The sequence below is a fragment of the Paractinoplanes ovalisporus genome (assembly GCF_016834655.1).
Classification (GTDB): Bacteria; Actinomycetota; Actinomycetes; order Mycobacteriales; family Micromonosporaceae; genus Actinoplanes; species Actinoplanes ovalisporus.
On record NZ_JAENHP010000002.1, the window covers coordinates 80,073 to 103,018 of the forward strand.

The following is a 22,946-nucleotide window of genomic DNA, read 5'->3' on the forward strand; positions in this document are numbered from 1 at the left end:
CGGGGCAGCGTGACGCTGACCATCGGAGTCGACGTCGGCGGCACGAAGGTGGCCGGAGGTGTGGTCGACGAGCACGGCACGGTGCTGGCTTCGAACCGCCGGAGCACGCCGGCCGAGGACCCGGCCGGCACCCGCGACACCATCGTCGAGGTGGCGGCCGAGCTCGCGCAGCAGTTCCCGCAGGCCACGGCCGTCGGCATCGGCGCTGCGGCGTGGATCGACGCCCCCGGCGCGACCGTGCTGTTCGCCCCCAACCTGGCGTGGCGGGACGAGCCGCTGCGCGACTACGTGAGCAAGGCCGTCGGTCTGCCCACGGTGCTCGAGAACGACGCCAACGTGGCGGCCTGGGCCGAGTTCCGCTACGGCGTGGCCCGCGAGGCCGACGACTCGATGGTGATGATCACCGTGGGCACCGGCATCGGCGGCGGCATCGTGCTCAACGGCAAGCTGTGGCGCGGCGCCAACGGCATCGCGGCCGAGCTGGGCCACATCCAGTCCGTGCCCGACGGCCACCCCTGCGGCTGCGGCCGGCTCGGCTGCCTCGAGCAGTACGCGAGCGGCAACGCGCTGGTCCGGTTCGCCCGGGCCGGGGCCCGGCAGGAGCCGGAGCGGGCCGCCAAGCTGCTCGAACTGGCCGGTGGTGACCCGCTGGCGATCAGCGGCCGCCAGATCACCGAGGCCGCCCAGGCCGGCGACGGCGTGGCCTGCGACGCGTTCGGTCAGATCGGCTACTGGCTGGGCGTCGCGATGGCCGACCTGGCCCAGAGCTTCGACCCGCAGATCCTCGTCGTCGGGGGCGGCGTGGTCGAGGCGGGCGAACTGCTCATGGCCCCGACCCGCAACACGTACCGCGACCAGCTCAAACAGCGCGGCCGCTTCCCGGTCGCCGAGGTGCACGCGGCCGAGACGGGCAACACCGCGGGCGTGGTGGGCGCGGCCGATCTGGCGCGACGGATCTGATGGCCGGTCCCTCGCTGCGGGTGGTCAGCTACAACGTCCACGGCCTCAAGGACGACCGGGCCGCCCTGGTCGGGCTGGTCCGCGACCTGGCACCCGACGTGCTGGTCGTGCAGGAGGCGCCGCGCCGGTTCCGCTGGCGGCACAAGTGCGCGGCCCTCGCCGACGACCTGGGCATGGTGGTGGCCGAGGGTGGTCTGCCCTCCCTCGGCAACCTGCTGCTGGTGAGCCTGCGGGTGCGGGTGCACGAGACGTGGTGCATGCGCTACCCGCTCACCCCGGGGCGGCATCTGCGCGGGGCCGCCTTCGCCCGTGGCTCGGTGCACGGGGGCTCGTTCACCGTCTCGGGTTCCCACCTGGCGACCGACCCGGGCGAGCGGCCCGTTCAGGCGGCGCTGTGGAAGCAGGAGCTGAGCCGGGTCGACGGCCCGGTGATCGCGGCCGCCGACCTCAACGAGGGGCCGGGCGGGGGTGCGTGGCGCACGGTCTCCGACGGTCTCACCTCGTACGGGGAAGCGCCCTTGACCTTCCCGGCGACGCTGCCCAACCGGCGGATCGACGGCGTCTTCGTGACCCCGGACATCACCATCGAGAAGTACGACGTGGCCGACTCCGACCGGGCCCGCCGCGCCAGTGATCATCTTCCCGTCGTCGTGGATCTGAGGCTGCCGTCGAACGACGGCTGACCCGTACGGAATGCCCGCCAACGTAGGCTGCATCCGCCCTTCCGAGTGAGGCTCGGGTTCTGGCAATATCGCCGGGTGCCCGACACTCCCGACATCGTTGACCGTAAAGACGTCGCCGACCGGCACGATGCCGTGTGCGTCATCGGGGCCGGCGCCAGTGGTCTCGCCGCGATCAAGAACCTGCGCGAGCACGGCTTCGAGGTCGACTGCTACGAGCGGGAGACGTCGGTGGGCGGCGCCTGGAACTGGCGGCACGACCGCAGTCCGGTCTATGCGGGCACCCACCTGATCTCCTCGCGACCGCTGACCGAGTTCCCCGACTTCCCGATGCCGGACAGCTGGCCCGACTATCCGGACCACCAGCGTGTGCTGTCCTATCTGGAGCGATATTCCCGGCATTTCAACCTGGAGAGCGACGTCTGGTTCGGCACCGAGGTCGTCTCGGTCGTGCCGGTCGGCGACGGCCGCTGGGACGTGACCACCCAGTCCACCGGCGGCGGCTCGTCGCGGGTGCAGCGCTACGCGGGCGTGGTCGTCGCCAACGGGCACAACTGGGCGCCGCTCAAGCCGAAGATCCCCGGCGAGTTCAGCGGCCAGCTCATCCACTCGGCCAAGTTCAAGGACCCGGCCCAGCTGCGCAAGCGCAAGGTGCTGGTGATCGGCGGCGGCAACACCGGTTGCGACATCGCGGTCGAGGCGGCCCAGCAGGCGAGCACGGTCTGGCATTCGACCCGCCGCGGCTACTGGTACGCCCCCAAGTACGTGCTCGGACACCCGGCCGACCAGGTCAACGACCGCATGCTCAAGCTCGGCCTGCCGTTGCGCCTGCGGCAGTGGATCTATCGCCGGACGCTCGCGCTGACCACCGGCGATCTGACGCGCTACGGCCTGCCGGCGCCCGACCACCGCCCGTACGAGAGTCATCCGATCGTCAACAGCCAGCTCCCGTACTACCTGGGCCACGGGCGGATCCAGCCGGTGCCCGACGTGACGGAGTTCGACGGGGCCTCGGCCGTGCTGGCCGACGGCCGCCGCATCGAGCCCGAGCTCGTGATCACCGCGACCGGCTACCGCCCGCGCTTCGAGTTCCTGGCCCCCGAGCTGCTCGACATCGGCGAGAACGGCCGCCCCGACCTGCACCTGCACACGTTCGCCCGCCAGCACCCGACACTGGCCGTGGTGGGGCTGGTGCAGGCCGACTTCGGGCTGTTCCCACTGGCGCACTGGCAGAGCGTGGCGGTCGCCCGCTGGATGCGGCTGCGCGTCACCGATCCGGAGCGCGCCACCGCCGTGCAGCAGAAGGAGTCGACCCGGCCGATCGCGAGCTGGTCGCGGCGGCGGGTGGTGCCCACGTCCCGGCACTGGTTCGAGGTCGACCACGCCGACTACCTGCGGGCCGTCGAGGGCCTTCTGCGCGAGATGGAGCCGTCGAAGTGAAGTCCGACCTGCTGCGGTTCGCCGACTGGACCGACCCCGTTCCGCCGGCCGAGCGGGAAGTCGTCTCGATCACGGAGGAGACCGACGCCGCCCGGCCGCCGCTGCTCTTCGTGCCCGGCCTCGGTCACGGAGCGTGGGCCTTCGCCGAGCACTGGCTGCCCGCCGCGGCGGCCCGGGGCTTCGCGGCCCACGCGCTCACCCCGCGGCCGGGAAGCGACCTGCGGGTCCAGGTGCACGACGTGGTGCAGGTGGCGGCGTCGCTGCCGCGCCAGACGGTGCTCATCGGTCATGGGGCCGGGGCACTCGTGGTGGCGTACGCGATGGGTCGTTACCCGGCCAAGGCGGCGGTGCTGGCCGCACCCGTGATGGACGGGTGGCCGACGCTGGGGGCGGCGCTGCGGGCCAACCCGTTCGGCACGCTGCCCGCGATGGTCGGCGGCCGGCTGCGGTTGAGCCGCAAGCAGCTGTTCAGCCCCGAGCTGCCCGAGGAACGCGCCCGGGAGCTGCTCGGACGCATCGACGCGCGCCCGCGCCGCGAACTGGTCACGCACGACCCGGCGCCGCGCCCGGTCGGGGGGCCGCCAGTGCTCGTGGTGGGCAGCCCCGACGACCGGGTCGTGCCGCGCACCTCGCTCGACCGCACGGCGACCCGCTATGGCGGTGCGCCGCTGCTCTTTCCGGGCATGGGCCACGACCTGATGCTCGACGTGGCCTGGGCCGAGCCGATCGAGGCCGTTCTCGACTGGCTCGGCAAGGAGCTAAAGAGCTAAGGCCTGTTTCATAACTGAGATGGGGCTGCGGAGGGGCCCATCTCAGTTATGAAACAGGCCTTAGGGCCTTCGAGTCTTCAAGGGCGCTCAGATAGGCCCGGGCCCAGGCGTGGATGTCGTTGCTGGTGATGTGGGCCCGCATCGCCTTCATCCGGGTGGCCAGGTCTTCCGGGGCAGCGGCCAGGGCCTGCAGCAGTGTCTCCTTCAGACCGTCGACGTCGTGCGGGTTGACCAGGAAGGCGTCTTCCATCTCGGCCGCCGCGCCGGCGAACTCGCTGAGCACCAGCGCGCCCGAGTCGTCGGGCCGGGCCGCGACGAACTCCTTGGCGACCAGGTTCATCCCGTCGCGCAGCGGGGTCACCACCATGACGTCGGCGGTCTGATAGAGCGCGGCCAGATCGGCCCGGTCGAACGGCTGGTTGAGGTAGTGGATCGCCGGCTCGCCGACCCGCCCGTACTCGCCGTTGATCCGCCCCACCTCGCGTTCGATCCGGTCGCGCAGGCCGCGGTAACTCTCCACGCGTTCCCGGCTCGGCACGGCCACCTGCACCATGACGGCGTCGCGCACCTTCACCCGGCCGTCCCGGAGCAGTTCCGAGTACGCGGTGAGGCGGTGCTCGATGCCCTTCGTGTAGTCGAGCCGGTCGACGCTGAGCAGCACCCGCTTGTGCGCGCCGAGGTCGTGCCGCAGCTGGCGGGCCTGGTTCACCACGTAGGGCCGGGCCGACAGCGACCGCATCTCGGCGACGTCGATCGACACCGGGAACGCGCCGGTGCGCACCAGCCGGCCGTCGAGCGTGATCGCGTCGTCGGCGCCGTGCGCGTCGAGCAGCTTGGCCGCGAGCTGGGCCACGTTGTGAGCCGCCTGCGGACGCTGGAAACCGACCAGATCGGCCCCGAGCATGCCGCGCAGCAGCTCGACCCGGCGGGGGAGCTGCATGAACAGCTCGGGCGGCGGGAACGGCACGTGCAGGAAGAACCCGATGCGGACGTCGGGGCGCAGCTCGCGGATCAGCTGCGGCACGAGTTGCAGGTGGTAGTCCTGCACCCAGACCGTCGCGCCGGGCTCGGCCACCTCGGCCGCGGCCTCGGCGAAGCGCCGGTTGACCGCGCGGTAGGTCTCCCACCAGCCCCGGTCGAAGACCGGCTGTTCGACGGCGTCGTGGTAGAGCGGCCAGAGCGTCGAGTTGGCGAAGCCCTCGTAATAGCCCCGCTGCTCCTCCTCGCTGAGCCAGACCGGGCGCAGCCGCAGGGTGCCGATGTCGGGCAGGTCGCGGGCCTGACCGAGGTCGCCGGCCCAGCCCACCCACGTCGCCGGGGTCTGTTCGAGGATCGCGTGCAGGGCCCCGGCCAGGCCGCCGGGACTTCGGCGCCACTCGCAGGCCCCGTCGGGCGCGACGTTGTCATCGAGCGGAAGGCGGTTGGCGACGACGACGAGCGAGCTCCGACGCATCACCGAAGGTTATCGGATGGCTACCCAGATATATACCGACAGTGGTCTATGGGTAATTTCACACCCGTTCCGGCCGCGGTTCAGACCACGGCTCCGTCGTCGTAGTCGTCCTCGTCGTCGCCCGAGCGCAGCCGCCAGACGAGCATCACCGCGCCGCCGACGATCGCCGCGAAACCGAGCAGCGTCACGTAGTCACGGTCGATCGGGAGCATCGTCGGGAACAGGAAGAGCAGGAACCCGAGGATCACCCCGAGCACGCCGATGACCGCGTATTTCGAGATGCGCGGCAGCGGCGGGGGCGGCGGCGGGACGTAGCGCTCCTCGTCGTCCTCGTCGTCGGGCAGGTCGTTGCCGAACGTGTCGAGCCCGTCGAGCAGCGACGGGTCTTCGGCCGGCTGGTCGGTGCGGCGCCGGTTGAGCGAGACGCCGGAGAAGTCGGCCGCGTTGGACAGGCCGGGCGCGCGCGGCGGCGGCTCCTTGGGCCGTTCGATGCCCTCGGCGGCGGGCCAGGGCGCGGCCGTCGGGTCGACCGAGGTGTGGAAACCGGCGACGATCTTGGCCCATTCGGCCTCGACATCGACGTTCTTCGCGGGCTCGGCCGTCGGGTCGGGCGGCGGCGGCACCGGCGACTCGCCCCCGGTCACCTTCTGCAGGTGTTCGCGGGCGACCTCGAGATGGGTGCGGTCGACATAGAGCCGGTCGATCGGCCGCGCGGGCAGGGTGGTGGCGCGCAAGATGGGATTGAGATCGGCCGTGGGCTGCAGATATGCCGCTATGCCCCCGGCCGCGAGCACGTCGAGGAGGTGTTCGCCGACGCGCGGATCCACGTCGCCCGCGACCGCGTAATCGGCCGCGTCGAGCCCGTTGTCCCGCCGCCCGCGGCGGGCGCCACCCGCTGTCACTCCTGCACACTCCCTCGCCGACCGTGCCTTGAATGGTGACACGACATGGACAGGTTTCGGGAGTGCGTTGTGGCGCGCCGTCCCGCTTCGTACGCTTCCTAGACGCTCGGACGTCCCGGAAAGGACACCGTGTTCTACTGGCTGCTCAAGTACGTGGTCCTCGGACCGGTGCTCAAGCTTCTCTTCCGCCCCGATGTGCGCGGGCTGTCCCACCTGCCCCGCAACGGGCCGGTCATTCTGGCCTGCAACCATCTGTCGTTCTCCGACTCGATCTTCACACCCCTGGTGGTGGACCGGAGGGTGACGTTCGTCGCCAAAGCGGAGTACTTCACCGGCAAGGGGATCAAAGGCTGGCTCATGCGCCAGTTCTTCAGTGGAACCGGGACGATTCCGGTGGACCGTTCGGGTGGCAAGGCTGCCCGGGCGGCCCTCGACACGCTGCTGAGGGTGCTCCGCGAGGACGGCGTGGCCGGCATCTACCCCGAGGGCACCCGTTCGCCCGACGGGCGGCTCTACCGCGGCAAGACCGGGGTGGCCCGGCTGGTGCTCGAGAGCGGGGCCGTCGTGGTGCCGGTCGCGCTGCTCAACACCGACGAGATCCAGCCGACCGGCACGCTCATCCCCAAGATCAAGCGGGTCCGCATGAGGTTCGGCGCCCCGCTCGACTTCTCCCGCTACCAGCACGCCAAGGGCGACCGTTTCGTCGAGCGGGCGATCACCGACGAGATCATGTTCGAGCTCATGGCGATGTCCGGCCGCGAGTACGTCGACGTGTATGCCAGCAAACTCAAGACAACCGTCGAGTCGCCATCTAGCTCACACTCATCCCCGCGCGACGCCGGAGCGCCTGCAGATCGGTGACCACGATGCGGCGGCCCTCGGTGCGCAGCCAGCCGCGGCTGGCGAACGAGCCGATCGCCTGGTTCACGCTCTGCCGGGAACCGCCCGCCATCTCGGCCAGCTGACTCTGGTTGAGCTCGATCGTGATCATCGGCGCCTGGCTCTCGCCGGCCAGCCGCACCAGCGTCTTGGCCACCCGGCCGGGCAGGTCGAGGAACACGTGGTCGGTGTTCTGCTCGGTCAGCCGCCGGATCAGCGCACCCACCGAGCGCATCACGGCGTCGAGGATGCGCGGGTTGGCGTGCACCAGGTCGATGAACGCGGACCGCGACAGCGTGAGCGCCTGGCAGTCCTCGATGGCCTCGGCCGACGCGCTGCGGGCGGAAGCGTCCAGGAGGGACACCTCGCCCAGCACGTCGGGCGGGCGGACGACGGTGAGCACCGCACGTTCCCCGGTGGGGGCCGTGCGGAAGATGGCGACGGCACCGCGCTTCAGGATGATCAAGGATTCGCCGGGGTCGTGCTCGACGAAGATGATCTGTCCTTTGCGGTACGTGCGCGGGACGGCCGTGGCGATGACCCGTTGCCGGACGTCCGGCTCCAGGCCGGCGAACATCTCCACGCCGGTCAGCGCGTCGCCGTTGTCCGGCATGCGATGGTCCACGGCGTCATCCCTCCCCCGGTGGGAGCCGCGGCGGCGAGGGGCCGCGCCGGCCCCACGACGCGAACGATCACTCTTAGCACACAGCAACCCACCGGCGCCATTTCTGAGCACCTATCCCGCCGGCGCCTCATAGGATCATGTCGTGCCGGTCGCCGTCTGTAAACACCTGAGTGCCCGGAGTGAGCGACGGACAGGGTGACCGTCGGTTTCACCTCTTCTGCCGTGATAATCCCGCCGTGCCGGATGCCGAGCTTCTTCGATCGACGCTGCGGGCCGAGTGGCATCTCGTGCCCAGCGAGATCACTGCCCTGGACGACGTGCTGCTGTCGCGCGGCTGGGAGGTGACGGCCGGGCCCGACCGGTACGTCGTCCGGCTGAGCGACCCCGGGGCACGCCTCGCCGTCGAGGCCGGCCTGGCCGCGGCCGACCTGCTGCGCGGACGCGGCATCGCGGCCGGGGAGCCGGTGCGCACCCTGTCCGGCGGCCTCACCGCGCGCACCGAGGCCGGGGCGTTCGCGGTGCTGCGCCGTACGCCGGGAAGACATCTCGACGGCCGCGACCCGGTCGACCAGCAGTGGTGGGGTGACCGTCTCGGCGCCGTGCACCGGACGCTGCAGGGCTTCCACCACGCGGGTCTGCGGTCATGGCAGCCGCTCGACCCCGAGGCCGGTCACCTGGACAGCGAGCCCTGGCTGCGCGGCGCCCTGGCCGACGCCTCGGCCGCGGCCACCCGTCTGACGATCACAGACCGGCTCACGTACGGGGTTCTGCACGGTGACCCGGCGCCCGGCGTCTTCGTGGTCGACCCCGGCACCGGCCGCGCCGGAGTGCTCGACTGCGGGGCCAGTGGCGTCGGCCCGCTGGTCTACGACGTGGCGGCCGCCGTTCTCTACGCCGGGGGAGTGGCGCGGGCCGGCGAACTGATCGACGGCTACCTGGCGGCCGGACCGGTGGAGGCCGGCGAGATGGACGCGGCCCTGCCCGTGCTGCTGCGCCTGCGCTGGGCCGTGAAGGCCGACCGGGCCGCCCGGTGGGGCTGTCCCGAGAAGCTGCGGCGGGCCCGGGAGGCCCTGGAGTCGGCGCCCGGCTGACCGTAGGCAAGGATGGGACCCGATGCCGTACCGCTATTTCTACGACTGTGAGTTCATCGAGGACGGGCGCACCGTCGACCTCGTCTCGATCGGGGTCGTCGACGAGTTCGGCCGCGAGTTCTACGCGGTCAGCACGGAGTTCGACGACAGCCGCGCCATTCCCTGGGTGCGGCGCAACGTGCTCGACAAGCTGCCCTCGCCGTCCGACCAGGCCTGGCGGTCCCGCGAGCGGATCCGCGACGACCTCTACGCGTTCCTGACCGAACCGGTCGCGGGCCGCGGCGAGCAGATCGAGCTGTGGGCCTGGTTCGCCGCCTACGACCACGTCGCGCTGGCCCAGCTGTGGGGCGCCATGCCGGCCCTGCCGCGCGACATCCCGCGCTTCACCAAAGACCTGCGCCAGCTGTGGGACGACAAGGGCCGCCCGACACTGCCGACCATGTCCGGCCGGCACGACGCCCTGGTCGACGCGCGCCACAACCTGGCCCGCTGGCGTGCCATGGGCGGCTGAGCGCCCGTTTGACCGCCCTCCCGGCGGGAACGACCGTGGGCATGACTGACACCGAGCAGGAACGCCGTGACAAGGTCAAGCAGATGGTGGCCGACGCCCGCATCTGCATGCTGACCACCATGACCTCCGACGGGCGGCACGTGAGCCGGCCGATGGCCGTGCAGGACATCGAGTTCGACGGCGACCTGTGGTTCTTCGCGTACGCCGACTCCGACCTGGTCGAGCAGATCGCCGTACACCCGCAGGTGAACGTGTCGTTCAGCGACTCCAAGCAGCACAACTGGATCTCGATCGCGGGCGAAGCCGTACGGAAGGAAGACCCCGCGAAGGCCAAGGAGCTGTGGAACCCGCTGCTGAAGGCCTGGTTCCCGGACGGGCTCGAGACGCCGGACCTGACCCTGGTCAAGGTGCACGCCGACACCGCCGAGTACTGGGAGGCGGCGCACAGCTCGAAGGTCGTGACCCTGCTGGGCTACGCCAAGGCGGCCGTAACCGGAAAGACCCCGGATGCTGGGGAGAACGAAACGGTCCGGCTTTAAGGGGCGGCTGCATCCGGGTAGTGGGCTGCGACTAGAGTTCGGGGCGCGGCCCGCCCCGGACCGGCAATGTTGCCGACGACATTCTCCCTGGGGCTCTCCGGGCTTCGAAGCTTCTCGCATACCCGATACAGGGAGGACGAGCAAAACATGCGTATCGGCGTGCTCACCGGCGGCGGCGACTGCCCCGGTCTCAACGCGGTGATCCGGGCGGTGGTCCGCAAGGGCGTCGCCGCTTACGGTCACGAGTTCGTCGGCTTCCGCGACGGCTGGAAGGGCCCGCTCGAGGGTCTGACGAAGCCGCTCGGCATCGCCGAGGTCCGGGGCATCCTGCCCCGCGGCGGAACGATCCTGGGCTCCTCGCGCACCAACCCGTTCAAGATCGAGGGTGGCGTCGAGAAGATCAAGGCCAACCTGGCCGAGCAGGGCGTCGACGCGCTGGTGGCGATCGGCGGCGAGGACACCCTCGGCGTCGCCACCAAGCTCAACGACCTCGGCGTCAACGTGGTCGGCGTGCCGAAGACGATCGACAACGACCTCAACGCCACCGACTTCACCTTCGGTTTCGACACCGCGGTCAACATCGCGATGGAGGCGATCGACCGGCTGCACACCACGGCCGAGTCGCACCACCGCACCCTGGTCGTCGAGGTCATGGGCCGCCACGCCGGCTGGATCGCGCTGCACGCCGGCCTCGCCGGTGGCGCCAACGTCATCCTGCTCCCCGAGCGGGAGTTCGACGTGGACCAGGTCGCGACCTACGTGACCAAGCGTTTCCAGGTCGAATACGCGCCGATCGTCGTGGTCGCCGAGGGCGCCCACCCGCTCGAGGGCCAGATGGCGCTGCAGAGCCAGGAGAAGGACTCGTTCGGCCACGTCCGCCTCGGCGGCATCGGCCAGTGGCTGGCCGAGCAGCTCGAGGAGAAGACCGGCAAGGAGGCCCGCACGGTCGTCCTCGGTCACATCCAGCGTGGTGGCACCCCGTCGGCGTTCGACCGCGTGCTCGCCACCCGGTTCGGTCTCCAGGCGATCGACGCCGTCCACGAGGGCGATTTCGGTAAGATGATGGCGCTGCGGGGCACCGACATCGTGCGCGTGCCGCTGATCGACGGCACCGGTGAGCTCAAGACCGTGCCGCTGTCGCGGTACGAAGAGGCCGAGGTCTTCTTCGGCAGCTGAGTCGAGCTTGGGGTTGGGGGCGGCCGGCGTCGGTCGCCCCTTACCTATTTATCGAGGGGCGCGGGAATGACCAAGCACAGTGTTGCCGTGATCGGCGCGGGCAAGCTCGGCGAGCTGGTCCTGGCCGGTCTGCTGCGCTCCGGCTGGACGCCGCAGCAGGTGCTGGCCACCGCCCGGCGCCCCGAACGCGCGGCCGAGCTGGCCGAGCGCCACGGCATCCGCCCGGTGCTCAACCTGACCGCGGTCACCCAGGCCGACGTGCTGCTGATCGCGGTGAAGCCGCAGGACGCGGGCGCGCTGCTCGACGACTTCGGCATGAAGGTGCCGCCCGACACGCTGGTCGTCTCGCTCTGCGCCGGGCTGCCCACCAGCTTCTTCTCCGAGCGGCTGCCCGGCGGCATCCCGGTCGTGCGGGTCATGACCAACACCCCGGCCCGGGTCGACCAGGCGATGACCGCGATCTCCCCGGGCCCGTACGCGACGGACGAGCACCTGGCGATCACTGAGGAGATCTTCCAGCCGCTCGGCCGCACCCTGCGCGTGCCCGAGAGCCAGCAGGACGCCGTGACCGCCCTCTCCGGCTCCGGCCCGGCCTATTTCTATCTGCTGGTCGAGGCCATGGTCGACGCCGGCATCCTGCTCGGCCTGCCCCGCAATGTGGCGCACGAGCTGGCCGTGCAGACCGCGGTCGGCTCGGCCGTGATGCTGCGCGACTCGGGGGAGCACCCGGTCAAGCTGCGCGAGTCGGTCACCTCGCCCGGCGGGACCACCGCCTCGGCGCTGCGCGAGCTCGAGACGCACGGCCTGCGCGCCGCCTTCCTGACCGCCTTGGAGGCGGCCCGCAACCGTGCCCGCGAGATCGCCACCGAGATGACCGCCAAGGGCTGAGCCTGGGGATGGTCGCCGCGGGCTGAATTGTCAGCAACGTCACGGGCCGCGGCTTGTGGATAAGTCGGTTTGACCGTTTCGCGCGGCGTATTTTCGTGGCCAGCCCCCTGTGGCGCGGTGGGGAGGGCCTATTGCGGGCTCAATACCAGATGGCGATCTTGGAGCCGTTGGTTTCCTCGGGTGGGCTGGGGTGGCTCAGGGCCGTGCCGGTGGCCATGCGGTGGGCCGACCAGGCCACGGCGGCCGCGTCCAAGATGTCGTCGGGCGGGGCCTGACCGGCCGGGCCGATCTGGTCGGGCAGCACGATGCCGTTGCGGGCCAGCAGCTCGCGGCGCCGGGCCTGACCGGTCCACGTCTTCTTCGCATGCTGCAACGGCTCGCCCGCCATGGTGCGGAACGAGACCTCGGGGTGCGCCTCGAAGAGCAGGCCGGGGTGCCGCTCCCAGATCGCGTTGGCCTCGAGCAGCTTGGGCCGCAGGGCCCACGACTGCCGGCTCAGCCCGGCGCCGGTCAGCTCACGGCAGAGGCGGTTGGCCGCGGTGAAGTCGGCCTCCTGCCAGACCGCGCGCGGCGGCACCCGGAAGACGCTGCCGCGCCGGGGGCCCAACTGGTCGGCGGCGAGGGTGTCGGCGGCCCGCCACCGGTCGGGGAGCATGCCCAGCGGGATGTCCACGCCGATCACGGAGGCGCCGGAGCTGCCGGCGACTATTTCGTACAGCGTGGAGGCCAGCACGGCCCGGCCGAACGCGCCGTCGCGCAGCTCGACGCCGACCCAGCCGAGCGCGTACGCATCGACTCCTATTACGCGGACACTCATCGGCGGCGTGCGGCCAATCGGACAACGACGTCGGAGATGGTCATGAACGCAGACTACGCGCTGTGTCCGTCAGTGTGCACCCCGTAGCCGTCGGTGCGACAAAGTTAAGCCTTTGCGTAAACCCTCGTCACTGTCTTGACGAGCGTGAATACCTGTGACTACCGTCTCCCCAACGAACTTTTTGGAAAGTTTCCTAACTGTTCAAAGAGGAGCCCCAGTGCAGAAATCCCTCCGCCGCGCCACCTGGGTGTCGGCGATCGTAGTGGTGGCTGCCACCGCTGCGATCCCGGCCACCCAGGCGTCGGCCGCTGCGGCCTGTGCCCCCGCGTGGTCCTCCACCGCCGTCTATGTCAAGGACAACCAGGCCTCCCAGAACGGGAAGAACTACACCGCCAAGTGGTGGACTCAGAACGAGTCCCCGGCCACGCACAGCGGACAGTGGGACGTCTGGATCGACAACGGCGCCTGTGGCGGTACGACTCCCCCCACCACGCCGCCCACCACCCCGCCGACGACTCCCCCCACCACCCCGCCCACGACGCCTCCGACCACGCCGCCGACCACCCCGCCCGGCAACAGTGGCAAGAACCTCGTCGGCTACTTCGCCCAGTGGGGCGTCTACCAGCGGCAGTACTTCGTCAAGAACCTGGTCACCTCCGGTTCCGCCTCGAAGCTGACGCACCTGCTCTATGCGTTCGGCAACACCACCGGCGGCCAGTGCACGATCGGTGACTCCTACGCCGACTACGACATGGCCTACACCGCGGCCAACAGTGTGGACGGCGTCGCCGACACCTGGGACGCCGGCGCGCTGCGCGGCTCGTTCAACCAGCTGCGCAAGCTCAAGAAGGCCTACCCGAACATCAAGATCATCTGGTCGTTCGGCGGCTGGACCTGGTCCGGCGGCTTCACGCAGGCCGCGGCCAACCCGACCGCGTTCGCCAACTCCTGCTACAACCTGATCAAGGACCCCCGCTGGTCGGACGTCTTCGACGGCATCGACCTCGACTGGGAATACCCGAACGCCTGTGGCCTGTCCTGTGACGCCAGCGGTCCCGCGTCGTACAACAACGTGATCACCGCCGTCCGGAACAAGTTCGGCAACAACTTCCTGGTCACCTCGGCGATCTCGGCCGACGGCTCCAACGGTGGCAAGCTCGACGTGGCCGACTACGCGTCCGGCATCTCGAAGCTGAACCTGGTCTTCCCGATGACGTACGACTACTTCGGCGCGTTCGCCCCGCAGGGCCCGACCGCCCCGCACTCGCCGCTCAACTCCTACGCCGGCATCCCGCAGCAGGGCTTCTGGTCCGACGCGGCGATCCAGAAGCTGAAGAGCAAGGGCGTCCCGGCCAACAAGATGCTGCTCGGCATCGGCTTCTACGGCCGCGGCTGGACCGGCGTCTCGCAGGCCGCTCCCGGTGGCTCGGCGTCCGGCGCGGCGCCCGGCACCTACGAGGCCGGCATCGAGGACTACAAGGTGCTCAAGAACAGCTGCCCGTCCACGGGCACGGTCGGCGGCACCGCGTACGCCAAGTGCGGCAGCAACTGGTGGAGCTACGACACCCCGTCGACCATCGCCGGGAAGATGTCCTACGTGAAGCAGCAGGGTCTCGGCGGAGCCTTCTTCTGGGAGTTCTCCGGCGACACCAGCAACGGTGAGCTGATCACGGCCATCAAGAACAACCTGTAAGCCTGCATCTCCTCAGAAAAAGAAGCGGGGCACCGGCCGCAAGGCTGGTGCCCCGCTTCCGTACGCTCTTCCTCATGCAGCGAGAGTGGCATCAGCTCAGCTACCCGGGAGTGGGCAACTCGGCCCTGCAGACCTCCCGCCCGTCGACCGACTCGGCCGAGGACGAGGCGCTCGGCCTCGACCACTGGCGCACGCTGCCCCGGGTGCAGGTGCCGCCGTGGGCCGACCCGGCCGAGGTCGCGTCGGTCTGCCAGGTCCTCGACAACGTGCCGTCGATCGTCGCGCCCTACGAGGTCGACCAGCTGCGCGTCAAGCTCGCCGACGTGTGCGAGGGCCGGGCGTTCCTGCTGCAGGGCGGTGACTGCGCCGAGACGTTCGCCGACAACACAGAGAGCCACCTGCTGGCCAACGCCCGCACCCTGCTCCAGATGGCGGTCGTGCTGACGTACGGGGCCTCGATGCCCGTGGTCAAGGTGGCGCGCGTCGCCGGGCAGTACACCAAGCCCCGCTCCGCGCCGACCGACTCCCTCGGCCTCCCGGCCTACCGGGGCGACCTGATCAACTCGCTCGACGCGAACGAGGCGGCCCGGGTGGCCGACCCGCAGCGCATGATCCGGGCCTACGCGAACTCGGCCGCCGCGATGAACATGCTCCGGGCCTATCTGGCCGGCGGCCTGGCCGACCTGCACGGGCTGCACGACTGGAACAAGGACTTCGTCCGCGCCTCGCCGGCCGGGGAGCGCTACGACGCCATCGCGCGCGAGATCGACCGCGCCCTCGACTTCATCCGGGCCTGCGGCATGACCGACAGCGAGGCCCTGCGGACGGTCTCGCTCTATTGCTCGCACGAGGCGCTGGCGCTCGAGTACGACCGCGCCCTGACCCGGGTGAGCGACGGCCGCGCGTACGGGCTCAGCGGGCACTTCCTGTGGGTGGGCGAGCGCACCCGTCAGCTCGACCACGCGCACATCGACTTCATCAGCCGGATCGCCAACCCGATCGGCGTCAAGCTCGGCCCCGGCACCTCGCCCGAGACCGCGATCGAGCTGTGCGAGAAGCTCAACCCGAACAACATTCCGGGCCGGCTCACGCTGATCAGCCGGATGGGCAACGGCAAGGTCCGCGACGCCCTCCCGCCGATCGTCGAGAAGGTGACCGCGGCCGGCGCCAAGGTCGTCTGGCAGTGCGACCCGATGCACGGCAACACGCACGAGTCGTCCAACGGTTACAAGACCCGCCACTTCGACCGGATCGTCGACGAGGTGCTGGGCTACTTCGAGGTGCACCGCGGCCTGGGCACCCACCCGGGCGGCATCCACATCGAGCTGACCGGCGAAGACGTCACCGAGTGCCTGGGCGGCGCGCAGGGCATCGAAGACCTCGACCTGCCCGACCGCTACGAGACGGCCTGCGACCCGCGGCTGAACACCCAGCAGAGCCTCGAGCTCGCGTTCCTGGTGGCGGAGATGCTCCGTGGTTGATCTCCGGTCCGACACGGTCACCCGCCCCACGGCGGAGATGCGCCAGGCGATGGCGTCGGCTGAGGTCGGTGACGACGTCTTCGGTGACGACCCCACGGTCAACGACCTCGAGGCGTACGTCGCGGGCCTGTTCGGCCACGAGGCGGCGCTGTTCGCCCCGTCCGGGTCGATGGCCAACCAGATCGCGCTCCAGCTGCACGTGCAGCCGGGTTCGGAGCTGCTGGCGGGCGGCGACGCGCACGTCGTCACGTACGAGCTGGGCGCGGCCGCGGCCATCGGGGGCATCACGACCCGCACGTGGCCGTCGGTCGGCGCCGACCTCGACGTCGAGCAGATCGCCGCGATGATCCGGCCGGTCGGCTACCCCTCGGTGCCGACGAAGGCCATCGCCGTCGAGCAGACCCACAACCTCGGCGGCGGCACGGTGGTGCCGCTGGAAACTCTCCGCGGTCTTCGCGAAATGGCGGAGAGGTCGGGTGTCGGCCTGCACTGCGACGGCGCCCGGATCTGGCACGCGCACGTCGCCGACGGGGTTCCCCTCGCCACGTACGGTGCCCTGTTCGACACCCTGTCGGTCTGCCTCTCCAAGGGCCTGGGTGCCCCGGTCGGCTCGCTGATCATCGGGAGCCGTGAGCGGATCGCGCAGGCCCGGGTGCTGCGCAAGCGGATGGGCGGCGGCATGCGGCAGGTCGGCATCCTGGCCGCGGCCGGGCGTCACGCGCTCGAGAACCACATCGACCGCCTGGCCGACGACCACGCCCGCGCCCGCAAGCTGGCCGAGGCCCTGGCCCCGCTCGGCGTGGTCGACCCGTCGAGGATCCGCACCAACCTGGTGCCGCTCGACCTGTCCAAGTCGTCGTTGGACGCGCCCACCCTGGCCGCCCTGGCCGCCAAGCAGGGCGTGCTGATCGCGCCCATGCTGCCCGACATCGCCCGCGTGGTCACCCACCTCGACGTCGACGACGAGGGCATCGACCAGGCCATCGTCGTGCTGGGCGGCCTGATCAGCGGGTCGTAGGGCTCGGCTATCGTCGTGGGGCCATGACGGAACCCGCTGCTCTCACGTTTGACGACCTTGCTGCCGAGTCGGCGGTTCTGGGGATCTACCGTCAGGTGTTCGCGGTGCTGGCGCGTGAGGCCAACGGCATGGTCGACGACGCCGCTTCGGTGGCGGCCGACGAGGCGATCCTGCGGGCGTTCGCGGGGGCGGGGCCGGCCGGCATGAGCGTCGAGCAGGTGGTGCTGGCCTGTGCGGGGCTGCCGGCCGACCGGGTGCGGCGGCGCTTCGAGGTGCTGCGGTCCTACCGGGCCGTCACGCGGGTCAACGAGCGCCCGCACGAGATGTTCTATCAAGCGACCTTCGCGCCGTACGTGATGCTGCTGTTCCTGCGGCGGCTGTCGCAGACCGGTGGGCAGGCCGAGCTGCACCGCATGCTGTCGATGGCCCGGCTCGCGCTGGACGACGCCGGGACGACCCCGGCCGTGGTGCGGGAACAGCTGGCCGAGATGACGACCGTGTTCCGGCTGCTCTCGAACCCGATCATGCAGCTGGCCAAGTCGGCGACCGTCGAGTCGCTGCAGGCCCAGGCGCAGCCGCTGCTGGGCAACAGCGACCTGCTCGACAAGGCCCGGGTCTTCCACAACGCGGCCGCCGACCGCTGGCCCGAGCTGCTGCCCGAGTGCACCCAGCTGCGGATGGCGCTGGCCGCCTACCGGGACTCGCTGAACACCGCGGCCGGGCGCCTGCTCGCCCACGCCGGCCGGACGCGCGCGCTGGGGCTGCTGCCGACCGAGCGGTGGCGCACCTTCGCCCGCGAGAGCAGCACCGCCGACCTGGCCCAGGCGCTCGACGGGCTGCTGTTCGACGCGCCGGAGCCGCTGTTCACGGTCGACGACATGCTCGAAGCGGTGGAGGAGGGGCTGCAGGCCGACGCGGGCCGGGTGCCGCCGCCGCGCCCGCGCACCGACGAGGAGCCGCCGCCGGCCGAGATGGACACCGACCCGCAACTGCGCCAGCTCGCCCTGCGGGCCGAGGAACTGCTGGCCGGGCGGGCCGAGGCGACCGTGGCCGAGCTGCTGGCCGAGGCCGGGGACTGGCCGGCCGGGCGGCGCGTGCTGTCCGACCTGACCGCGATCCACCTGCGCGACGAGATCCCGTACGGGCTCACCTGGGGTGACGGCTGGCAGGTGGACCCCACCTCGTCGCGCACCTGGGTCAGCGAAGGCTGGTTCCACCGGTCATGAACGAACGCGACACGGCCCTGTGGTGGGCCCGGATCCGCTCGGGCGGACCGCAACGGGTGGCCACCGGAGGTCCCACCCCGGACGGGCTGCGCCGGATCGTCGAAGCCGACGCGCAGGCGGTCTGGCTGATCCCCGACCGGCCGGAGAGCGCGGGACCGGCGGTGCTGGCCGAATACGGGGTGCCGGGCCCGGCGATGCTGGACAGCAAGGGCACGCTGCGGGTGCTCGCGGCGTGTGTGCGGTGCTGCTGGCCCGACCCGGCGACCGACCCGTGGCCGGGTGCCGCGGCCACCCTCGACCAGGTCGACCAGGTGCTGCAGCGGCTGGTGCCGGGGCGCAACGCGGTGAGCCGCAAGGCGCTGCTGACCGGGGCGTCACGCCGGTTGGCGGCTGCGGGCTGGCTGCTGCTCGAGGGGGCGGACACCGTGCGTCTGGGCCCGCGGATCGCCTCGTACGGGAATCTGGAACTCAGCACCCTGCGCGAGCTCTGGCGGATGGTGCCCGCATGATCTTCGACGAGGTGCTGGCGACGCTCACCGACCGCCGGCGCGAGATGGTCGAGGCCGCGTACGCGCTGCTCGAGAACGCGACCGAACCCGTGCACCGGCAATATCTGCCCGCCCTGGGCGACGCGACCAGCCAGGAACGGCTGCGGGAACTGCTGCGCCGCACCGGCCGCACCCTGGTCTCGGTGGACGGGCTGCATTTCACGTCCGGGTTCGACGACGCCGTGCGGGCCGAGCTGACCGGCCTGGGCTGGCAACCGCTGCCGCTCGCCGACCGGGCCGTCCTCGTGCTGGTGCTGGTCTATTCGGTGGCCATCCCGCGCAGCGAGGAGCTGATCAGCCAGGACTCGTGGGCCAGCCCCTACCCGGCCACGCTGCAGGACATCCTGCGCGACAGCAAGGTGCCGGCCACCGAGGCCCGGGCCGCGCTGGGCCGGCTCACCGCCTGCGGGCTGCTGCGCAACATCCGGGCCGGGGAGCAGGACGGCGGGTACGTGCCCGGGCCGCAGCTCAACCGCCTCACCCCGGCCGCCCGCGAGCAGCTGCAGGACCAGCTGATCCTCGCCGCCGCCCCGGACCACCCCCTCGCGGCCGCCATCCGCGAACGCCGACGGCACGACCCCGGAGACACGCGTTGACGACAGCCCCAGCCCCGCCCGACGGCCCCGCCGAGGACCTCGTCGGGTCGCGGGTCCTCGCCGGCGTGCAGATGGTCAACATCTCGCGCCTCTCCACCCACCCGGTGCCGATCACGGCGCGGGGGCTGATCACCGTGGCCGGGCAGGGACCCTCGGACTCCAACGGCGCGGGCAAGTCGTCGTTCATCGCCGGGCTCAGCCTGCTGCACGCCGACGAGCAGTGGCGGCTCCAGTCGGGGGCCCAGGCCGCGGCCGAACTGCTGTTCACGGCCGAGCTCGCCGGGCAGGAGTCGATGCACGCCAACGCCGACCGGGGCTACATCATCGGCGTGTTCGTGCCCCCGGCCGCGGACAGCTATGACGAGCTCGAAGCGGCGGCGCTGACCGTGTGGCTGCGGATCAACCGGCAGAGCCCGCACGTCGAGCTCCGGTGGGCGCATCGGCTCCACGTTCCGTACGGGGAAACCGAGAACGAACGCGCGGGCGGCGCCGATGCCCTGTGGGACGCGCTGCCCAAGGGCAACGGGCGCACCGACATCCGGGCCAACCGGCTGGCCCGCACCCTGTACGGCTCGACCGTGCGCTGCGTGTCGTTCCTGTCCACCTCCGTACGGGCCAGTCTGACCGCGAACCTGCTCGCGCAGCCGCTCAACGAGTTGTCGCCGGAACGGATCTTCGACGCCGTCGGGGCGCTGACCGGCCTGACCCGCGAGATCGAGCTGGAGCAGAAGGCCCGGGCCCAGGAGTACGAACAGGCCGCCAAGGCCGAGCAGGCGCAGGAGGAGTACGAGCTCTGGGACGGCCGGATGCGGGTCGTGGAACAGGGCATCGCCGACCGGCAGCGGGCGCGGACCCTGCTGGCCGGGGCCGAGGACAGCTGGCGGGCGCGGTGTGCGCGCTACCTGGTCGACGGCGTGCACGAGGCCGACCGCATCGCCACCGCCGTGGCCGCCCAGGAGAGCCGGCTGGACGACCTGGAACAGCAGGTCGCGGGCGCCTCCGAGGAGGTGGACCGGCTCTCCGACGACCAGGCCTTCGAGCAGAGCGGCCGGGCGCGGATCACGGCCTACGAGGACCTGAAGGCGGCCGAGAAGGCGCTGCACGACGAGCACAGCCAGAACGTCGGCAAGGCCGAGACCCTCACCGAGCAGATCGGGCGGCTGCGGGAGGAGGCGGCCGCGGCCGACGGGCGTACGGAGGAGCAGGCCGCGGCCGAGGTGCAGGCGGCCGAGGAACAGATCCGGGCGGCGCAGCGGGCCAAGGGGCGCACCGAACACGCGGTCGGCGTGGCGGCGGAGGCCCTGGCGGCGGCCGAACGCGGCGAGGACGTGGCGGTGGCGCAGGTCCGCCTGCTGCGCGAACAAGGCATCACGGCTGTGCCGCTGGTCGACGTGATCTCGCTGGCCGAAGAGGAGCGCGCCGAGTGGGAGACGCGGTTGCTGCCCTACCGGCACGCGGTCGTCGCCCCCGCCGAAGCCGTTCCGCTGCTGGCCGCGCTGCCGGGGTCACTGCTCGTCGAGGACGTCGACGGCTTCCGGGCCGCGCTGGCCGACCGGGCCGGCAAGGACGGCCACATCGACACCGCGGCCGGGGTGCACGGCGTGGCCGGGTTCGCCGAGGCGCTGACCGGGAGGGCCGGGCGGATCAGCGCGGCCCGGGCCGGGCGGGAACGGGCCGGCGCCGACGACCGGGCCGCGGACGAGGCGGCGGAGCAGGCACAACGGGCCCGGAGCCGGGCCGAGGAACACCTGCGGGGTTCGCGGGCCGAGGCTGCCGCGACCCGGGTGCAGAACGACATCCAGCGGTTGCGGGCCCGCAACGCGGCCGTCGACGACGAGCTCCGAGGGCTGGCCGGGGCGTTGCGGACGGCCAAGGACGGCTACGAGGCGGCGCTGGGGGAGCGGAACGCCCGGGCCCGGCAGATCGAGGCCGCCACCACCGTGCTGGCCAACCTGAAACGGGAACGCGAGAACAACCGGGCCCGGTGGACGGAGCTGCGCGAACAACGGGCGGAGCTCGACCTGCCCCGGCTGCACGCGGCCTGGGCGGGCACGGTCGAGACGGCCGAGCAGCATCTGACCACGCTGGACGAGGTGGAGCAGCGGCGGTCGCCGGCCGACTGGGACGAGCTGTGCGCACGCCAGGCCGACGAGGCCCGGGCGGCCTGCTTCCCGCCCGGCGACCCCGAGCAGAACCGGCCCGAGGAGCTGCGGGTGGTCGACGAGCAGCGGCGGGACCGGCGCTCGGCGGCGTACGTGCGCCTGATCCCGGACGTGCTGCGCATCGTCGGCGGATTCCTGACCGAGCACGAGCGGGTCGACCGGGACAACGCCACCCAGATCGAGCAGGAGCGGGCCGGCAAGACGCGGACGTTGCGCGGCGCGCAGGCCGCCCTGGAGGAGGCGCGGCTGGCGTCGGAGGCGTTGCGCGCGACCACGGCCAAGGCGATCCGGACCAAGCTGCGGCAGGTGTCCGAGGAGTTCGACCGGCTCGACCAGACGTACGGGGGTTACGGCGGCAGCCTCGACTTCCCCGAGCCCGAGGCGCCGGCCGACCCGAAGAAGCCGTGGCAGTGGACGATCACCCCGCGCTGGCGCCGGGGCGAGGGCAAACCACCGTCGTCGTACCGGCTGCGCGGCAACACGGCGCAGATGGACGACAAGGCGGTGAAACTGGTGTGCGCGGCCGCCCTGGCCGGCGCCCAGGACCGGCCGCTGATGCTGGTGCTCGACGAGCTCGGCCGCAACCTCGGTTCGGCCCACCGCCGCGACGCGGTCGCCCTGTTCGAGAACATCGGCCGCGACCGCGCGATCAGCGTGGTGGGCGCGTTGCAGGACGACATGGAACGCTACGCGATCGGGGCGTCCAGCCTGTACATCAAGCTGCGCCGCCCGTCCGACGTCATGCCCTACAACCAGTCCCCGGTGGTGATCGGAAGCGAGGCCGACACCGCCCGGGTGCAGCTGCTCACCGACTGGATGACCTCGTTCAGGCCGCCAACGTGATCTCGGGGGCGGGGGCGTAGGGGAGGCCGGCCCGGTGGTGCCGCCGGCACAGGACGACGTAGCGGGTCGCGGCGTCGCTGTCGGTGTTGCCGACGAGCACGGTGTCGCCGTCGCGGACCATGACGCCGCCGCTGACGCGGGCGTTCATCCGGGCCTGCTGCCCGCACCAGCACATCGGATAGACCTGGAGCGCCTCGACCACGTCGGCCAGCACGACCAGGCGGGACGAGCCGGGGAACTGCTCGCCGCGGAAGTCGGAGAGCAGCCCGAACGTGAAGACGTCGATGTCGTGGTCGTCGGCCAGCCCGGCCAGCTGGTCGACCTGCGCGGCCGAGAGGAACTGAGCCTCGTCGACGATGAGGTGGTCGACCGGGGTGCCGGGGTGGGTGAGCGCGATCTGTGCGAGGTCGGTCGTGGCGCCGAACTCGATGGCGTCGGCGCTGATCCCGATGCGGGACGAGACGATGCCCTCGCCGGCCCGGTCGAGCCTGGTCATCAGCAGGCCGTTGCGGCCACAGGCGGCGTACGTGTGCCGGTACTGCAACACCATGGTGCTTTTGCCGCTGTTCATCGCCGCGTACCGGAAGTGCAGTTGACCCACCGCGTGAACACTCGCCTCTCGTCGCCGACCGCGGGGAAGCATATAAA

At 71.4% G+C, this 22,946-nt stretch carries 22 protein-coding genes; 17 read left to right on the forward strand and 5 right to left on the reverse strand.

The window, feature by feature from the left end; all coding sequences use genetic code 11:
* The first annotated feature begins 9 nt into the window (after positions 1-9).
* From JIG36_RS06360 to JIG36_RS06375, 4 genes are all read left to right on the forward strand, one after another.
* Positions 10-960: an ROK family glucokinase gene (locus tag JIG36_RS06360; RefSeq protein WP_203375109.1), complete on the forward strand. Its 951-nt coding sequence runs from the start codon at positions 10-12 to the stop codon at positions 958-960.
* The gene (locus tag JIG36_RS06365; RefSeq protein ID WP_203375110.1) at positions 960-1,643 is read left to right on the forward strand and encodes an endonuclease/exonuclease/phosphatase family protein; all 684 of its coding nucleotides are present in this window, start codon (positions 960-962) and stop codon (positions 1,641-1,643) included. Before JIG36_RS06360 ends, JIG36_RS06365 begins: the two co-directional genes overlap by 1 nt.
* Before the next feature lie 75 nt (positions 1,644-1,718).
* Positions 1,719-3,080, forward strand: a complete 1,362-nt coding sequence (locus JIG36_RS06370) for a flavin-containing monooxygenase (protein ID WP_307872593.1) — start codon at positions 1,719-1,721, stop codon at positions 3,078-3,080.
* Complete coding sequence (locus tag JIG36_RS06375) at positions 3,077-3,850, forward strand: alpha/beta hydrolase (RefSeq protein WP_203375111.1); 774 nt, start codon at positions 3,077-3,079, stop codon at positions 3,848-3,850. Before JIG36_RS06370 ends, JIG36_RS06375 begins: the two co-directional genes overlap by 4 nt.
* A 46-nt stretch (positions 3,851-3,896) precedes the next feature.
* Here the strand turns inward: JIG36_RS06375 and JIG36_RS06380 are convergent, their stop codons facing one another.
* Together JIG36_RS06380 and JIG36_RS06385 are read right to left on the reverse strand one after the other, a co-directional pair.
* Positions 3,897-5,303, reverse strand: coding sequence for an alpha,alpha-trehalose-phosphate synthase (UDP-forming) (locus JIG36_RS06380; protein ID WP_203375112.1), 1,407 nt, complete (start codon positions 5,301-5,303; stop codon positions 3,897-3,899).
* An 80-nt stretch (positions 5,304-5,383) separates the two neighbouring features.
* Complete coding sequence (locus JIG36_RS06385; protein ID WP_203375113.1) at positions 5,384-6,205, reverse strand: DUF308 domain-containing protein; 822 nt, start codon at positions 6,203-6,205, stop codon at positions 5,384-5,386.
* A 129-nt stretch (positions 6,206-6,334) separates the two neighbouring features.
* On the opposite strand from JIG36_RS06385, the gene JIG36_RS06390 reads away from it, so the two are divergent.
* Positions 6,335-7,066: a lysophospholipid acyltransferase family protein gene (locus JIG36_RS06390; RefSeq protein ID WP_203375114.1), complete on the forward strand. Its 732-nt coding sequence runs from the start codon at positions 6,335-6,337 to the stop codon at positions 7,064-7,066.
* On the opposite strand, the gene JIG36_RS06395 is transcribed toward JIG36_RS06390, so the two are convergent.
* Complete coding sequence (locus tag JIG36_RS06395; RefSeq protein WP_236046255.1) at positions 7,017-7,697, reverse strand: Crp/Fnr family transcriptional regulator; 681 nt, start codon at positions 7,695-7,697, stop codon at positions 7,017-7,019. The two genes, JIG36_RS06390 and JIG36_RS06395, sit on opposite strands and share 50 nt — an antisense overlap.
* Positions 7,698-7,945: 248 nt before the next feature.
* On the opposite strand from JIG36_RS06395, the gene JIG36_RS06400 reads away from it, so the two are divergent.
* The 5 genes from JIG36_RS06400 to proC all read left to right on the forward strand — a co-directional run bounded on the left by JIG36_RS06400 (position 7,946) and on the right by proC (position 11,914).
* Positions 7,946-8,800 (forward strand): phosphotransferase enzyme family protein, encoded by an 855-nt coding sequence (locus tag JIG36_RS06400; RefSeq protein ID WP_203375116.1) that lies wholly within the window; start codon positions 7,946-7,948, stop codon positions 8,798-8,800.
* 22 nt (positions 8,801-8,822) lie between these two features.
* Positions 8,823-9,311 carry a polyadenylate-specific 3'-exoribonuclease AS gene (locus JIG36_RS06405; protein WP_203375117.1) on the forward strand — a complete coding sequence of 163 codons (489 nt, stop codon included), beginning with the start codon at positions 8,823-8,825 and terminating at the stop codon, positions 9,309-9,311.
* A 41-nt stretch (positions 9,312-9,352) separates the two neighbouring features.
* Positions 9,353-9,850, forward strand: coding sequence for a pyridoxamine 5'-phosphate oxidase family protein (locus tag JIG36_RS06410; RefSeq protein ID WP_203375118.1), 498 nt, complete (start codon positions 9,353-9,355; stop codon positions 9,848-9,850).
* Positions 9,851-9,997: 147 nt separating this feature from the next.
* Positions 9,998-11,026 (forward strand): 6-phosphofructokinase, encoded by a 1,029-nt coding sequence (locus JIG36_RS06415; RefSeq protein WP_203375119.1) that lies wholly within the window; start codon positions 9,998-10,000, stop codon positions 11,024-11,026.
* A gap of 66 nt (positions 11,027-11,092) precedes the next feature.
* Positions 11,093-11,914 carry a pyrroline-5-carboxylate reductase gene (gene proC / locus JIG36_RS06420; RefSeq protein ID WP_203375120.1) on the forward strand — a complete coding sequence of 274 codons (822 nt, stop codon included), beginning with the start codon at positions 11,093-11,095 and terminating at the stop codon, positions 11,912-11,914.
* Between the two features lie 139 nt (positions 11,915-12,053).
* On the opposite strand, the gene JIG36_RS06425 is transcribed toward proC, so the two are convergent.
* Complete coding sequence (locus JIG36_RS06425; RefSeq protein WP_203375121.1) at positions 12,054-12,731, reverse strand: DUF429 domain-containing protein; 678 nt, start codon at positions 12,729-12,731, stop codon at positions 12,054-12,056.
* A 217-nt stretch (positions 12,732-12,948) separates the two neighbouring features.
* Between JIG36_RS06425 and JIG36_RS06430 the strand changes: the two genes are divergently transcribed.
* From JIG36_RS06430 to JIG36_RS06460, 7 genes are all read left to right on the forward strand, one after another.
* A complete protein-coding gene (locus JIG36_RS06430; RefSeq protein ID WP_203375122.1) occupies positions 12,949-14,424 on the forward strand; it encodes a glycosyl hydrolase family 18 protein in 1,476 nt (491 codons plus the stop codon).
* Positions 14,425-14,498: 74 nt separating this feature from the next.
* Positions 14,499-15,905 (forward strand): class II 3-deoxy-7-phosphoheptulonate synthase, encoded by a 1,407-nt coding sequence (locus tag JIG36_RS06435; RefSeq protein ID WP_203375123.1) that lies wholly within the window; start codon positions 14,499-14,501, stop codon positions 15,903-15,905.
* Positions 15,898-16,923, forward strand: a complete 1,026-nt coding sequence (locus JIG36_RS06440; protein WP_203375124.1) for a threonine aldolase family protein — start codon at positions 15,898-15,900, stop codon at positions 16,921-16,923. Before JIG36_RS06435 ends, JIG36_RS06440 begins: the two co-directional genes overlap by 8 nt.
* A gap of 23 nt (positions 16,924-16,946) precedes the next feature.
* Positions 16,947-18,149 (forward strand): hypothetical protein, encoded by a 1,203-nt coding sequence (locus JIG36_RS06445; RefSeq protein WP_203375125.1) that lies wholly within the window; start codon positions 16,947-16,949, stop codon positions 18,147-18,149.
* Positions 18,146-18,658, forward strand: a complete 513-nt coding sequence (locus JIG36_RS06450; RefSeq protein ID WP_203375126.1) for a hypothetical protein — start codon at positions 18,146-18,148, stop codon at positions 18,656-18,658. The genes JIG36_RS06445 and JIG36_RS06450 overlap by 4 nt, the downstream gene beginning before the upstream one ends.
* Positions 18,655-19,293: a hypothetical protein gene (locus tag JIG36_RS06455; protein ID WP_203375127.1), complete on the forward strand. Its 639-nt coding sequence runs from the start codon at positions 18,655-18,657 to the stop codon at positions 19,291-19,293. Before JIG36_RS06450 ends, JIG36_RS06455 begins: the two co-directional genes overlap by 4 nt.
* A complete protein-coding gene (locus tag JIG36_RS06460; RefSeq protein ID WP_236046048.1) occupies positions 19,290-22,298 on the forward strand; it encodes a coiled-coil domain-containing protein in 3,009 nt (1,002 codons plus the stop codon). The genes JIG36_RS06455 and JIG36_RS06460 overlap by 4 nt, the downstream gene beginning before the upstream one ends.
* Here JIG36_RS06460 and JIG36_RS06465 read toward each other — a convergent pair.
* Complete coding sequence (locus JIG36_RS06465) at positions 22,282-22,899, reverse strand: thymidine kinase (RefSeq protein ID WP_203375128.1); 618 nt, start codon at positions 22,897-22,899, stop codon at positions 22,282-22,284. The genes JIG36_RS06460 and JIG36_RS06465 overlap by 17 nt on opposite strands.
* Positions 22,900-22,946 lie beyond the last annotated feature (47 nt).

What these genes read in the sequence shown, in the direction of transcription:
- JIG36_RS06365 (WP_203375110.1), top strand. Translation starts at nt 960, where the DNA reads ATGGCCGGTCCCTCGCTGCGGGTGGTCAGCTACAACGTCCACGGCCTC.
- JIG36_RS06380 (WP_203375112.1), bottom strand. Translation starts at nt 5,303, where the DNA reads ATGCGTCGGAGCTCGCTCGTCGTCGTCGCCAACCGCCTTCCGCTCGAT.
- JIG36_RS06395 (WP_236046255.1), bottom strand. Translation starts at nt 7,697, where the DNA reads ATGCCGGACAACGGCGACGCGCTGACCGGCGTGGAGATGTTCGCCGGC.
- JIG36_RS06405 (WP_203375117.1), top strand. Translation starts at nt 8,823, where the DNA reads ATGCCGTACCGCTATTTCTACGACTGTGAGTTCATCGAGGACGGGCGC.
- JIG36_RS06410 (WP_203375118.1), top strand. Translation starts at nt 9,353, where the DNA reads ATGACTGACACCGAGCAGGAACGCCGTGACAAGGTCAAGCAGATGGTG.
- JIG36_RS06415 (WP_203375119.1), top strand. Translation starts at nt 9,998, where the DNA reads ATGCGTATCGGCGTGCTCACCGGCGGCGGCGACTGCCCCGGTCTCAAC.
- proC (WP_203375120.1), top strand. Translation starts at nt 11,093, where the DNA reads ATGACCAAGCACAGTGTTGCCGTGATCGGCGCGGGCAAGCTCGGCGAG.
- JIG36_RS06425 (WP_203375121.1), bottom strand. Translation starts at nt 12,731, where the DNA reads ATGAGTGTCCGCGTAATAGGAGTCGATGCGTACGCGCTCGGCTGGGTC.
- JIG36_RS06435 (WP_203375123.1), top strand. Translation starts at nt 14,499, where the DNA reads ATGCAGCGAGAGTGGCATCAGCTCAGCTACCCGGGAGTGGGCAACTCG.
- JIG36_RS06445 (WP_203375125.1), top strand. Translation starts at nt 16,947, where the DNA reads ATGACGGAACCCGCTGCTCTCACGTTTGACGACCTTGCTGCCGAGTCG.
- JIG36_RS06450 (WP_203375126.1), top strand. Translation starts at nt 18,146, where the DNA reads ATGAACGAACGCGACACGGCCCTGTGGTGGGCCCGGATCCGCTCGGGC.
- JIG36_RS06455 (WP_203375127.1), top strand. Translation starts at nt 18,655, where the DNA reads ATGATCTTCGACGAGGTGCTGGCGACGCTCACCGACCGCCGGCGCGAG.